Here is a 13,965-nt window from a genome sequence, read left to right on the forward strand (position 1 = left end):
AGATGAAAGCTTTGGAACCGATCATTAAAGTCACAGGTTTGAAGAAATCCTTTAAGAAAAAAGAAGCAGTAAAAGGACTGGATTTTGAAGTTCAAGAAGGAGAAATTTTCGGGTTTCTCGGACCGAACGGTGCCGGCAAAAGCACGACGATCAACATGATCTGCACGATGCTTGCACCAAGTGAAGGAAGTATCATCATTAACGGCTACGATGTAAGTAAGCAGAAGGACAAAGTACGGGAAAGCATTGGGATTATTTTTCAGGAAAACACGCTGGACAAAAAATTAACAGCTGACGAAAACTTAAAACTGCACTGCCGTTTTTATAAAGTTCCGAAAGAGAAACGGGAGCAGCGGATTCAGGAAGTGCTGGAAATTGTAGATCTTGTAAACGAACGAAAACAGCGGGTCGAAACGTTTTCCGGCGGGATGAAACGCCGCCTGGAAATCGCACGCGGCCTCCTTCATTATCCGCGGGTGCTGTTTCTTGATGAACCGACTGTCGGGCTGGACCCACAGACACGGGCCCATCTGTGGGAATACATACTCCGGCTGAAAGAAAAAGAAGGCATTACGATGTTTTTGACGACGCATTATCTGGACGAAGCGGAAATCAGCGACCGGGTAGCGATTATGGACGAGGGCAGGATTATTGCAATTGACAGCCCGAAAGCACTGAAAAGCGAACTTGGCGGGGACATTATTGAACTGGAGACAGAAAATAACGTGAGTGCTTCAGAAGAAATACGCCGGCGGTTTCCCGAAGCGGAAGTCACACTGCAGGATGAAACGATGTACGTGAAAGTACCCGACAGCGATGCTTTCGTTGCGACAATTATTAAAGAGCTGACGGCCCCGGTGACAAGGCTTAACATCCGGCGTCCGACACTAAACGACGTGTTTCTCGCATTTACGGGCCGGAAAATCGGTGAAGCAGAGGAACAGGGAAAGGCGGGAAGCTGAATGGAAGGCATACTGGCTATCTGGCAGCGGGATTTAACAAAATTTTTCCGTGACAAAGCGAGACTGTTTGGTTCGTTTACGATGCCGATTCTTTTTCTGCTTATTTTCGGCGGCGGCATGAGCGGTACAATGGAAAGTATGATGAGCGCAGGGCTTGGGGAAGAAGCCGGAGATTTCAACTATGTTGAATTTGTTTTTCCGGGGATTGTTGCGATGACGCTGCTGATGACGTCTGTTTTTTCGGCGCTTTCAATTATTGAGGATAAAGATTTCGGCTACATGAAAGAAATTCTTGTTTCCCCGATTTCCCGGGTAAGCATAGCTGTCGGTAAAATGGCAGGAGCAGCAACTGTAGCAACGATCCAGGGAGTTATCCTGTTCCTGCTCATCCCGCTTCTCGGGCTCTCCTACGACTTCACAGCACTTCTGCAGGTGATTCCGTTTATGTTTCTGTTTGCCTGTGCCCTGTCCGGCCTCGGTCTGCTGTTTGCGAGCGTAATCAGAAGCACCCAGGGATTCCAGATGACCGTCCAGATTCTTGTCATGCCGATGATTTTTCTTTCCGGAGCACTGTTTCCGGTCAACAACATGCCGGCGTGGATGGATGTGATTGTTAAAGTTAATCCCGTCACGTACGGGGTGGACGTCATGAAAAAAATAATGATTGATGTAGATACACTTTCACCAGCAGTTGTCGAGGCCATGGGACTGAACATTACCGTTTTCGGACGGCAGGTAACCATTCTGGAGGAGATACTGTTTATTTTAGGTTTTGCCGCTGTTCTTGTGCTGCTCGCGACAATCAGCTTCCGAAGAGCGAATGCCTGAGTTTCTTTTTGATTTAATCATGTCTTGAAAATAAAAAAAGAACGTCCGCTTTCGTTTCCATGGAGAGGCTTTCCGAGCGGACCGGCCTCAGCTAATTCCATCCTTCTCTCGTCGGATGGAATGGATCTTCGGCTCGGCCTTCATCGCTCCGGAGTCCCTCCAGGTCCACTGCAGCTTCCGGCAAAAAGACCACGGCCTTTCCTCTTTTTCAACATAGGCATAGAAAATAGCTTAAGACGAGCCCTGTGGCAGGGCCGGGCGCAGGAGAAAGATAAGCTGGAATAATTATAGTGAAAAAAGACTTAATTAACTACTCTGCTAAAGCAGATTAATTTAAAATGTTTTAAAGTTTGGTTCTTGTCCAAGGAAAGGGAAGACGTTTTTTCTGCTGATATTCAAGGCAGGCTAATTTAATAACATCCACGGCGGCAGCAGAGTTTTACAGACTGGAGGAATACAGAATGTGGAAAAGTGAAGAACGGCGTGCTGAAATAGAAGGATTATTTAATTATCTGCACGAACATCCGGAGCCCTCCTGGGAGGAAAAGAAAACAACCGCCTATTTAAAAAACTTTTTGGAAGAACGGGGGATCACGGTACGTACTTTCCGGGACATCCCCGGTTTTACTGCAGATATCGGGAAGGGAAAGCCTGTGACGGCTCTGCGGGCAGATATGGACGCATTGCTTCAGAATGTCGAAGGGGAATATAAAGCCAATCATTCCTGCGGGCACGACGCCCATATGACGATGGTGACAGCCGCTGCGCTTATGCTGAAGGATCACCTGCCGGAAGACGGCGGTACGCTGCGGCTTATTTATCAGCCAGCCGAGGAAAAAGGTACGGGAGCCCTCCGTCTTGTGGAAGAAGGGGTAGTGGACGACGTCGATTTTCTCTTCGGCATCCACCTCCGCCCGAAGTCGGAAATTCCGTTCGGCAGTGCCTCTGTTTCGATAAATCACGGAGCGGCGATGTTCCTCCATGGGGAAATTACCGGAAGGGACGTGCACGGAGCAAGGCCGCATCTCGGGCCGAATGCGATCGAAACAGGGGCGGAAATTCTTCAGCAGCTGAGGCATATTCATCTGCCGCCGCTTGTTCCCCACAGCATTAAAATGACAAAATTCCAGGCAGGAGGAGACAGTCCAAACATCATTCCGGGATCCGCTTCTTTCAGTCTGGACGTCCGTACCCAGTCGAATGAGGCGATGACGGAAGCCTATGAAAAAATTCAGAACATCCTCCGCCGCACAGAAGAAAACGGAACAGCCGTCGAGCTCACGCAAGGAGCGGAAATTGCGGCGGCAGAGATCAGTCCGGAAGCGGAAAAAATAACAGAAGCGGCTGTTCGGATGGTGCTCGGTCCGGAACATACGTATCCCCGCCTGACAACAAGCGGGGGAGATGACTTTCACTATTATACGCTTCAGCGGCCCCATCTCCACGCAGCGATGATCGGACTCGGGGCAGATGTCACCCCGGGACTGCACGATGCCGGGATGACGTTTAACCGTGAGGCACTGTTTGCCGGTACGGATATTTTATATGAAATCGTGCTTGAATCGTTCCGGCAGTAGGTTATTTTTTCCGGTTCCGGAGTATGGATACCGTCAGCCAGGAAAACAGAAAAAAGAAAACGATAAATCCGAGTTCAAGTACCGGAAGACGCAGCCAGAAAGACTGATCGGGGTCTCCTATCGTAATACCGAGAATAAGGGACCCGAGAACGAGGCTGACAGCGAGAAGTAACACACTGAGTGTCAGCTGGTTGCCGATCCGGGCGTAGCGTGCCCCGATTCGTTCAACTTCCGGCAGCCGGTGTTCATGCCGGAGCCTGCCGCGTTCAACGAGTGTCATCGACTTTTTGACAGCTTCGGGAAGGCCGCTGAAAGCGTCCATGTAGTCAAGTATGTGCGTTCTGGCTTTCTTTTTTAAATGGTCAAAGCTGACGTATTCTTTAACGAGTTCTTCCCCGAGAGGTTCGACGACTTTAATAATGCTCAGGTCGTGATCCACTTCGCTGATCAGTGATTCCACGGTAACGAGCGCTTTGGCGACGAGCGTGACGTCGTGGGGAATTTCAATGTCGTGTCCGCCGACAAGGGCGAGCAGGTCATTGACGACTTCCCCGAACTTAATTTCATGGAGCGGCACGCTGAAGTACAGGTCCTGGAATTCATCCAGATCTTTCTTCAGGCTCTGACGGTCCAGTTCCAGCGGAGCGCTTCCCATCCGGCTGATCGATTTTATAATGCCGTCTGTATCTTTTTTAAGTATACCGATTACAAGAGAAGCAAGGCTTGCTCTCAGCTCAGGAGTGAGGCGTCCGACCATGCCGAAGTCAAGCAGGGCTATTTTATCGTCTTTCATCAAATAAACGTTCCCCGGATGCGGATCTGCGTGATAAAAACCGTCGATAAAAATCTGCCGGCAGATGGACTGGGTAATCGTTTCGGCAATCAGCTTTCTCCGTTCCCGGCCCATCGCTTCAATATCCAGCTGGTTGATATTTTTTCCTTCAATCAGCTCCATCGTCATGACACGTGTCGTTGTACACGTCCAGTCCACTTCCGGAATGTAGATCCGGGGATCGTTTTCCGTCTGGCTGCGGATTCTGTCGGCGTTGCGGCCTTCAATTTTATAGTCGAGTTCACGCATGATCAGCTTCGAAAACTCTTTGACGAGCTTGGGCAGGCGGTAGTTACCGGCTCCTTCAATGTGCTTATCGGCAAGAAGGGCCAGTTCGTATAGAATATCGAGGTCCGTTGATATTTTCCGCTCAATACCGGGGCGCTGCACTTTCACTGCCACACTGCGTCCATCTTTTGTCACTGCTTTATGTACCTGTCCGATGGATGCGGATGCAAGAGGTATTTCTTCGAAGGTATCAAAGTAATCATCAAGACTTTCCCCGACTTCCGTTTCAAATACGTTTTTCACTTCTTCGTAGGAGAAGGACGTGACGTGATCCTGGAGTTTCTCCAGCTCGTCGATTAAAGACTGAGGAAAAATATCTTTTCTCGTACTTGCTATCTGGCCGAGCTTAACAAATGTCGGACCCAGTTCCTCCAGAAGATTCCGGATTCTTTCTTCGGTGGAATGAATGCGTTCCGCTTCTTTTTTCCGCCATTTCTGCGGACGCGGGACTTCATCAATCAGGCCGATTTTCTGGACGAAAAACCCGAATCCGTTACGTATAAACGCATTGAGAATCTGCCGGAAGCGGTTGGCCTGCCGGAAACGCAGGTGCTTCAGCATAAAACTTCCCCCCTTTCTTTTATCCTTTTATTCTGCATATCGTGCCGCCTTATCCACGGCGGCCGTTTTGTTTTATTGTATCATGCGGAAAGCCTGTTGGAAAAAGCTTCCGAAAGGGAAAGGGAAAAGAAACGCTGATAATATAGAAAAACAGAGGAGGACCGCTCATGAAAATTGCTGTAGAAAGTTTGAAAGGATACCTGCTGGAAGAAGCAGCAGCTTATTTAATAAAAAATACCGGATTCGATCTGCTCGTAGAAGAAGAGCAGGATCCTTCCAGTCTGCGAAATACCGGAACCGGCCTGCACGTAAGGGGCCTTGGAGTGGAGCATCAGGCGGACGTGCTCGGCCAGCTTCAGTGGATGCCTGCTTTTACTTACCCGGTACGCCTGTTTCTCGAAGCAGAGTTCCGTTCCGGAAAAACAAGTATTAAAACAATCCGCAGCGCTGTGGCAACGATCAGCGATTTGAATCAGCGTTACATGACAACGGCTGATTCAAACACGCCTTTAAAACGGTGCACGTACAATTATGCGGTTTTTTCTGCTTCGGGTTTTTCACGAAGTGCGGTAGAGATGGCTCTCGCCCACCAGATTTCGCTCGTGGATTTAAGCAGCGGGTCTTTTCGGGCTCTTTTATCCGAGATTGCATCGGCCGCAGAAGACATACATCGTTTCGCTTCCGGGTCTTCTGAAGGAGAAGGCAGCTCCAGCGAGCACAGATACGTGTTTATTCAGTCTCTCCGTAAATATCTCCGGCATGAATTTGGCACGTGGACGGGGGAAAAACGGCCGGAACCGCTCTCCCTGCTGGAGGAAGAAGATCCGGTGCAGAACAGACTGAAGCAGATGAGCGATGTTATCCGGAAGGAATATGGAGAAGTGTTCGCAGCGGTACCGAATGCTCCGTTTCTGCTGATTCTGAAGGCGGAAAACGCGGAGGATTTCCGGAACTATGCCTCCGCGTATCCCACCCACCGGGTAAAGATACGCTCTGTCCGGAGCGGGAACGAAGGAAAACTGTGGGAAATCACTCCGGAAAAGGTGGAGAACTATCATCTGTCAGTACTGATGCCGGAACAGCTTCATGACTTGATCATGAACAGCGGCAGTTCTGTAAAGCCTTCCTGGAACAGTCAGAAGCCGCTGCTTTCCTGTCTCACGGTGTACAGGCATACGCCGGAAAAAGATGAAATCATCCGGCTGGAATATAACCCGGACGAAATTGAAGGACCGTTGTTATAAAAAGCAGAAAAGCGCAGGAACCTCTTCCGCTCGATAAACGGAAGAGGTTCCTGCGCTTTTTGAATTTCTGTCTTGAGCCGGCTGGAATTTACGGCCGGAACTTTGCCTGCTTCGCAGCTGCCGGGGAAGGATCGTCTTGATGATTAATGAGCAGCTTATAATGATTAATATCTTCTTTGCAGACGTTTATAATGACTAAAAACCGGCTGTAATGACTAATCACCCTCATAATGATTAATCCTGAGGCTTTGTTGATTAAAAACCTCGTTATAATGATTGAACCGCATTCTATAATGATAAAAAAGATACCTCCCGCTGCCTGTCCAGACCAGAGCGTGCTGTTTTATCAGCTGGGAGGGGCCATCTCCAGGTCTTTCACGGGCTTTTCCAGATACTGCGTATCTTTTCGGGCGTTAAAGCGGTCTGCTTTTTCAATTTTAACGGCGATATTGTAGTCCGGGATACCGGCAAACTGTTCGTAGCGGCCTTTCGGGAGAAGGAAGTTTCCTTCAGGAAAGTGCACACCGAGATTGGAGCGGGCAATGGAAGCAAACTTTGCCCGGCCCTGAAATACGCCGTACTGGTTATAGACGACGACTGCTTCTCCTTCATGGATATGATGCTCCCGGGCGTCTTCTTCATGGACGAGTACGTCGTAACGCGATGACCGGTTAAACGGATCTGTTTCGCCGTAGACCATCGAGTTAAACTGCTTGCCGCGCCGGGTAGTGACATAAAAATCCCCCGGTTTTTTGTTCAGATCCGGAATGTCCACCGGGATCAGGTTTCCGCGCCCGTCCGGCGTCGGACAGATACCGTCTTCACAGAGCCACGCTCCGCCCCATTGAAATACGTCTCCCTGTTTCTTTAAGTGCTGGACCCCGTCGTAGGAAGGGTTGGCCCGGGCGGTTTCTTCCCGGATTTCATCCGCATGCTGAAAATCGACGAGATGGGCGGTATCCGGTTTCACCCGTTTGGCAAGATCGACATATATTTTCCACTCCGCCCGGGCTTCTTCGATTTTATTTTTATTTCCTTCAATTTCCGGAGAGAAGTATACCATCCGCTCTGTCGATGTCGACGTGCCGCCGCCTTCCTGTTCGTAACGCGTTTTGGCCGGAAGTACGATGACGGCTTCTTTAGCATCCACGAGAGTAGAAGTGTTCAGAATAATATCCTGATGCACCCGGATATCGAGTGAGGAAAGTGCTTTCTCGACGTAATCCGGATCCGGCATCGTCTCCAGGAAGTTCCCCCCGGACATATAGTACATCTTGATTTTCCGCTCGTTCTCTTCCGGAAGCAGAATGTTTTCGAGCGTCACCCCGACGATGTCCCCCTGCCATTCCGGCAGCTTAAAGCCCCAGAGCTTTTCGATGCGGGAAATATTTTCTCCTTTATAATCGCCGCCTGGAAGAACGAAAGGATCTGCTCCCATTTCTCCGCTTCCCTGCACGGAAGAGTGGCCCCGGAACGGCATTAGGCCGCTGTATTTTCTTCCGAGAAAGCCCCGCAGAAGAGCGAGATTGGCGACCTGGGAAATGTTATCTGTTGCAAATGAATGCATCGTCAGGCCGAGGGCCCACGCAAAAACAGCATTTTTACTGTTGGCGAGAAGCTCGGAAAGTTCAATGATGCGTTCTTTCGATACGCCGGAGGAAAGGGTGATTTCTTCCCACGTCTGTTCCTGAACTTTTTCCTGGAGTTCTTCCAGACCGTTCACGTGTTCTTCAATAAAAGGATGATTGAGGGCGGAGCCGTGCTGGTTTTCTTCCATATCAAACCAGTGCTTCATAATACCGTGCATAAACGCGATGTCTCCGCCGATATTTACCTGATAAAAATCATCGGCTACTTTTGTTCCGAAAAGAGCCGATTCCGGTACGGACGGGACCCAGTACTCGTCCATGGACGGCTCCCGGTAAGGGTTGACGACGATGATTTTTGTTCCTTTTTTCTTCGCTTCCAGCATATATTTCGTGGAAACAGGGGAAGAATTGGAGGCCACACTTCCCCAGAAAAGGAGGACGTCTGTCCCGATCCAGTCCTGATAATTGGAAGTGGACGCCCCGACGCCAATCGAACGCTTCATCGCTGTTTTACTCGGGGAATGGCAGATACGTGACGCGTTATCGACGTTATTCGTGCCAAGAAAGCGGGCCACTTTACCAGCTACATAGTAGGATTCGTTTGTAATACCGCGGGATGTTAAATAAAACGCATACTGTTTCGGGTCCAGCTGCTTCATTTTATCTGCGATCGTATCCATCGCTTCGTCCCAGCTGAGACGGGAAAAATTTCTTTCTCCCGGACGGCGGATAAGCGGGTAGGGGATCCGTCCGAGCTTCCGGAGTTCGGTGCTGGAATACTGCCTGAGTTCATCAATATCCGCGTGAAGAATATCTTCTTTTATGGCAGGCATCGTGTTCAGACGCAGTACATTAAAGCGGGTGGTGCAGACGTGCGGCCCGGTGAGCGTCTGGTCATACAGTCCGGACACGCCGAGTGCACAGCCGTCACACACACCTTTCGTAATAATATTTTTCGCATAGCCGAGATTATCTTTGTTTTCCCACGCCGTTTTGAAGGAGTCGCGGATGTGGGTTGGTTTTACTTTTCCGAGACCGAAGGGGATAGGGCTGACCCAGTGCTCCGGTGCCGGTTTTTTTGATTTTTTCATCGGGCCGTTATGTTTTGTGTTTCCCATTCTTACCACTCCTTTGAAAGATAGTTTTAAATAAAAAACCACCGTACGGCTCCGGGGGGACCGGAGCTGAAACGGTGGTTGAGTCTTGAGCAGGAGCGCTGCCAAGTGCCGAACCTTCCTTATCTGCTGCTGGAGAATTTCTCTTCCAGATTTTCGTCAAAAACAAATATGGACATGCCCTTATCCTGTTCAATATCAATATCCACAAACAGCTCCACATAGCTGCATCCGAGCAGCTCTTCCATTTCATAGGGGCGGTTCTGCCGGTAAATTTCCTTTACCATTTCTGTCCGGGCAGCACGGAGCATCTGGCGGCCGTCTTCGGCGCTTGCAATAAATTTCTCGACGGGGGAAAGGTTTCCTTCCATCTCGCAGATCGCCCAGTTTCTGCAGAATGTGGTGGTTACTTTAGCCGGGCCCTTTCCCATATGCTTCTTTCGGAAAGCACGCACGAGGTTGCTGAACTCTGCTTCGTATTTACCCATAATTCTCCAATCCTTTTCTGTTGAGTATAGAGAAAGGGTATGCTTCTAAAAAGAAAATGTCAACTTGCCAGCTTTTCTTTTTCATTTTGTGCACGCAGCTGTCGGATATCCACCCGTATAACGAGAGAAACAATGAGGGCTGCTACAAACATGCCGCCGAATATATAAAGCGTTGCTGCATAGCTTTCCGTCGCTTCCCGCACAGTAGATGCGAGCAGCGGCCCGACAAGGCCTGCGAGTGCCCAGGCAGTCAGAATGTAGCCGTGGATCGCTCCAAGCTGCTTTGTTCCGAACAAATCCCCGATATAAGCAGGGATGGAAGCGAAACCTCCACCGTAGCACGTGATAATCAAGAAAAGAATTACTTGAAAAGCAATCGCATGCGTAATGGATGGAAGGGCAAAAAATGCAGCAATCTGAATCACGAAAAATGCAGTGTAGACGTTCGGCCGGCCGAGGTAGTCGGAGACGGATGCCCAGGCAAGACGCCCGACTCCGTTAAAAAAGCCCATGATCCCGACCATTGTCGCAGCCGCGGCCGCAGTAAGGCCGGCAATTTCCTGGGCCATCGGAGAAGCAACGGCCAGGATGGCAATGCCGCACGTTACGTTAATAAACAGCATGATCCAGAGAAACCAGAAACGCTTTGTTTTAACGGCTTCGTTGGCGGTAAGCTGGGACAAATCCGCCGCTGCTTTTTTGGAGGCGGCAGCATCTTCCATGTAGCCTTTTGGAGGACGTTCCAAATACAGGGCAGAAGCGAACATAATCGCAAAATAACTGATTCCGAGAATATAAAAAGTATTGGCAATCCCCACAGAATCAATCAGGGAGGCCATAATCGGGCTGGCAATCATTGCAGCAAAGCCAAAACCCATGATAGCGAGTCCTGTGGCAAGCCCCCGCCGGTCCGGAAACCACTTTACAAGAGTAGAAACCGGGGTGATGTAGCCGATCCCGAGACCGATCCCGCCGAGAGCTCCGTACGTTATGTATAAAAGCCATAGTGATTCGATCGAAACGGCAAAGCCGGCACCGACAATACCGAGTCCAAAAAAGGAGGCGGAAACAAGTCCGGAAATCCGGGGGCCGTACTTTTCAACAAAATGTCCCATAAAGGCGGCGGAGAGACCGAGAAACGCAATGGCAATACTGAAAGTCATCGAAATAGCACTCAGGCTCCAGCCATGCTGTTCTGCCAGCGGGTTTGTAAATACGCTCCAGGCATAAACGGAACCGATGGAAATGTGAATACCTACCGCGGCGAGGGCAATCAGCCAGCGGTTTTTTGTTTTACCGTTCATAATATCACTCCTATGTTTTAATTCATGCTGCTGCATAAAAAAAACCGCTGCCGTTTCTTCAGGAAGAAGGGTTACTTCTCCTGAAAAAGAAACGCAGCGGTCAGCTTTAAACAGGGACGCTGTAAAAAGACCAACAGTTATCGCGTAGAATTCTGCCTGGTTTAAACCGGTAACAGGGCCGCTGTTCCGCATCTTAAATCAAAGCAGAGCTCGTTGTCTGTTATTAAGTTTACTTCGTAATGAAAGCATTTACAATAGCTTTACAGAGGAAAGTTCAATTTTTGGACACAAATTTTAATGGAGGGGGAGGAAAAGCATTGCCGGGAGGCTTGTATTGAACCGCGGAAGGCGTTTATACTTTTTAAAAGCAGCTTGAATAAAGAAGGGTGGAGAGAGTTATGGCCTGTAACATTGATCATTCCAGAGAGGACGTCCAGAAAAAACTGGCTTCGCAGAAGGATTACGTACCTGAAGACGTTTTTGACAAAGCAGAAACGTTTCTTCAAAAGGAGCAGGATCAGGAGCAGCTGAATGAATTGTTTCATCTCCTGAAAAAGTATGATCTGTCTTCTGAAGAAGAGCAGAAAGAACGCACCGGTAAATTAAGGGAAATGCTTTAAATTTAATGCAGCAAAGCCGCCATGACCGGAATAGGCAGGGCGGCTTTTTTGGCATGTTTAAGGCAGGCATGACCATAATTATACGGTTTTACATATCCGGCATGGTTTCTCTCTGCCCGAGAATTCGTTTGAGTTCTTTCTTTTTCTTTCTGGAAACAAGAATGTACAAAGTATCCCCTGTTTTCACTTCCGCATCTCCGTAAGGCATGACAAGTTCCTGATCGCGGATAATAGCATTGATTAAAATATCAGACGGGAAATCAATTTCTGCAAGAGTCTGCCCTGCAATTTTTGTTTCCTCATTGACTGTGTATTCTACAATTTCCGCGTTTGCCTGGCCGATGGATATAAGTTCCAGAGAGTGAAACGGAGCTACCTTTGTCGGTCCTGTGAGTCCGAGTTTCGCGGCAAATGGTGCAATTGTAGCTCCCTGAATCAATGCAGAAGTAAGCACGACAAAGAAAACAATATTAAAAATTATCTGGGCGTTGTCGAGATCGGCTATCATAGGATAAGTAGCCAGAACAATCGGTACGGCTCCGCGGAGACCAGCCCAGGAAATCAGTGTTTTTTCCTGCCACGTGTACTTGAATCCGATGGTGGAAACAAGGACGGCTAGTGGCCGTGCGATAAGAATGAGTGTAAAGGCAAGAAGAACCCCGTAAAAGATTACTTCCAATGTGAACACCTGGGAAGGAAAAGCAAACAGGCCGAGAATAACAAACATGGTCAACTGCATCATCCATGCAAAGCCTTCGTTGAAACTGAAAATAGTGTGTCTGTATGTGAGCGTATTATTACCGATAACAAGAGCTGCTGCGTACACGGCGAGCAGGCCGCTTCCATCGAAAAAAGCCGCGGAGCTGTAGGTAAGTACCGCGAAGCCGATAGCGAGAATCGGGTACAACCCTCCTGCATCCAGGTTAATTCGGTTGATTATCCACGATGCTGCCCAGCCGAAAGCCAAGCCGAACAGGAGACCGAGCCCCATTTGAATAAAAAAGACACCGGCAATGCTGAGTACCGTTTCTTCTTCGATAAGTATAAGCTGCAAAAAGCCGAGTGTTAAGAACATGGCCATTGGGTCGTTGCTTCCAGACTCAGCTTCGAGGGTGGCACCGAGACGAGCTTTTATATTTTTCCCTTTTAGAGCAGCGAAAACAGCAGCCGCATCCGTGGAGCCGACAATGGCTCCGAGAAGCAGACCTTCCAGCCACGTAATATCGATAAGCAGGACAGCTGCGGCAGCCACAGTGAAACTCGTAACCAGTACGCCTAAAGTAGCAAGGAGAAGGGCAGGAACAGCAACCGGTTTGATGGTAGACCATTTCGTGGAAAGTCCGCCCTCAAATAAAATAACAATGAGTGCAAAAATTCCTATCAGCTGAGCGTAAACAGGATTATGAAAATGAATAATACCGAGGCCGTCACTGCCTGCTATCATTCCGATCGCGATAAAAAGCAGGAGTGCCGGAACTCCGAATCGTGAGGCGAATTTAGTGGTCATGACCCCTACGATAAAGAAAAGGGCGAGAAGAAATAATAAATTGTCTGTATTCGAAATGTCTTGAAGCATTGATTTCTATTTAATCCTCCTTTGGAAAGCTTCCCTATGGAAACGAAATCGGCTGTGTCATAAGCAGAAGCTAATCATTAAGTTCAACCTATATAATAACTTATTAACATCACGCAGTAGACTAGAGACGCTTTTATGTAAAATTCGCTGCTTTTATTCAAGGGACCGGCGGAGGTGTATCGTTCCAGTGTATGAATACAAACCTGCTTCTTATCAGCTGCATTGAAACATAAAGCATGAAAAACTCCGCTGACTCCAGCGGAGACGAAGAAACATATTATAGAAGACCTGCCGCGTGCTTTAAATCAAGAGCAATTGCTATTCCTTTACCGGATTCATCAAGACCGGCTTCTTCTTTGATGGTTTCGACTACTTTTTCTGCTTCGTTCTGTTCCACAATCGTAAGATGCACTTCTCTTTCCGGTTCGATTTTCATCTCGAAAAACTCCCCGTCATTTTCACTGGGACCTCTTGCAAAGATGATTGTGCTTTTCGTAATATCATGCTTTTGTCTCAGAGTTTCCAAAACAGTTGATGAAATTTTTTATCCACCATTACGAGGACTGCAGCATATTCTGAAGCCATTGTGTTCCTCCTTTATTATTCCCTTCTACTCTTATTCCCATTTTTCCTATTATTAATCAGAAGAAGAGTCCTTAAAAACAAATAATAAATCCAGTCTCGTATATACTTTAAGAATGCAAAAATAAATAAAAAATTCAAAATATTTCAATACTTTCTGCAGGGATTGTTGTACACTGTAGATAAAGCATAAGGTGGAGTTATACAGCTTGAAAGGTTGTGGAGAGGAGGTTCCGGTCTTCTTTATTAGACGTAAAGGGATTCATACTTTATAAAGACCTGCGGTAGTATGTCAATGAAAAAATAAGATGATATTTGTTTATCAAAGGACATATTCAAGAAAAAAGCCCGTAGGAAAGAACCCTAGCATTTTTGGTAAAAACTAGGAGTTCGAAAGGT

Annotated in this window: 12 protein-coding genes; 5 read left to right on the forward strand and 7 right to left on the reverse strand. The window is 48.1% G+C overall.

Annotation, left to right across the window (positions count from 1 at the left end; all coding sequences use genetic code 11):
• The first annotated feature begins 11 nt into the window (after positions 1-11).
• The 3 genes from C6Y45_RS09780 to C6Y45_RS09790 all read left to right on the forward strand — a co-directional run bounded on the left by C6Y45_RS09780 (position 12) and on the right by C6Y45_RS09790 (position 3,367).
• Positions 12-962, forward strand: a complete 951-nt coding sequence (locus C6Y45_RS09780) for an ATP-binding cassette domain-containing protein (RefSeq protein ID WP_245922633.1) — start codon at positions 12-14, stop codon at positions 960-962.
• Positions 963-1,790, forward strand: a complete 828-nt coding sequence (locus C6Y45_RS09785) for an ABC transporter permease (RefSeq protein WP_107585040.1) — start codon at positions 963-965, stop codon at positions 1,788-1,790.
• Between the two features lie 461 nt (positions 1,791-2,251).
• Positions 2,252-3,367, forward strand: coding sequence for an amidohydrolase (locus tag C6Y45_RS09790; protein ID WP_107585041.1), 1,116 nt, complete (start codon positions 2,252-2,254; stop codon positions 3,365-3,367).
• 1 nt (position 3,368) lies between these two features.
• Here the strand turns inward: C6Y45_RS09790 and C6Y45_RS09795 are convergent, their stop codons facing one another.
• Positions 3,369-5,048: an ABC1 kinase family protein gene (locus C6Y45_RS09795; RefSeq protein WP_107585042.1), complete on the reverse strand. Its 1,680-nt coding sequence runs from the start codon at positions 5,046-5,048 to the stop codon at positions 3,369-3,371.
• A gap of 167 nt (positions 5,049-5,215) precedes the next feature.
• Between C6Y45_RS09795 and C6Y45_RS09800 the strand changes: the two genes are divergently transcribed.
• On the forward strand, positions 5,216-6,292 hold the full coding sequence (locus C6Y45_RS09800; protein WP_107585043.1) for a hypothetical protein: 1,077 nt from the start codon (positions 5,216-5,218) through the stop codon (positions 6,290-6,292).
• A gap of 88 nt (positions 6,293-6,380) precedes the next feature.
• Here the strand turns inward: C6Y45_RS09800 and C6Y45_RS17505 are convergent, their stop codons facing one another.
• The 4 genes from C6Y45_RS17505 to C6Y45_RS09815 all read right to left on the reverse strand — a co-directional run bounded on the left by C6Y45_RS17505 (position 6,381) and on the right by C6Y45_RS09815 (position 10,788).
• The gene (locus tag C6Y45_RS17505; protein WP_160058280.1) at positions 6,381-6,521 is read right to left on the reverse strand and encodes a hypothetical protein; all 141 of its coding nucleotides are present in this window, start codon (positions 6,519-6,521) and stop codon (positions 6,381-6,383) included.
• A 117-nt stretch (positions 6,522-6,638) separates the two neighbouring features.
• Positions 6,639-8,999, reverse strand: a complete 2,361-nt coding sequence (locus C6Y45_RS09805; protein ID WP_107585044.1) for an FdhF/YdeP family oxidoreductase — start codon at positions 8,997-8,999, stop codon at positions 6,639-6,641.
• A gap of 119 nt (positions 9,000-9,118) precedes the next feature.
• A complete protein-coding gene (locus tag C6Y45_RS09810) occupies positions 9,119-9,484 on the reverse strand; it encodes a Na-translocating system protein MpsC family protein (protein WP_107585045.1) in 366 nt (121 codons plus the stop codon).
• Positions 9,485-9,543: 59 nt separating this feature from the next.
• Positions 9,544-10,788 (reverse strand): L-lactate MFS transporter, encoded by a 1,245-nt coding sequence (locus C6Y45_RS09815; RefSeq protein ID WP_107585054.1) that lies wholly within the window; start codon positions 10,786-10,788, stop codon positions 9,544-9,546.
• Between the two features lie 398 nt (positions 10,789-11,186).
• On the opposite strand from C6Y45_RS09815, the gene C6Y45_RS09820 reads away from it, so the two are divergent.
• A complete protein-coding gene (locus tag C6Y45_RS09820) occupies positions 11,187-11,408 on the forward strand; it encodes a group-specific protein (RefSeq protein ID WP_107585046.1) in 222 nt (73 codons plus the stop codon).
• 88 nt (positions 11,409-11,496) lie between these two features.
• On the opposite strand, the gene C6Y45_RS09825 is transcribed toward C6Y45_RS09820, so the two are convergent.
• Positions 11,497-12,984 (reverse strand): potassium/proton antiporter, encoded by a 1,488-nt coding sequence (locus tag C6Y45_RS09825; RefSeq protein WP_107585047.1) that lies wholly within the window; start codon positions 12,982-12,984, stop codon positions 11,497-11,499.
• A gap of 277 nt (positions 12,985-13,261) precedes the next feature.
• Complete coding sequence (locus C6Y45_RS17510) at positions 13,262-13,420, reverse strand: hypothetical protein (protein ID WP_160058283.1); 159 nt, start codon at positions 13,418-13,420, stop codon at positions 13,262-13,264.
• Positions 13,421-13,965 lie beyond the last annotated feature (545 nt).

This window comes from Alkalicoccus saliphilus (genome assembly GCF_003044065.1).
Classification (GTDB): Bacteria; Bacillota; Bacilli; order Bacillales; family Salisediminibacteriaceae; genus Alkalicoccus; species Alkalicoccus saliphilus.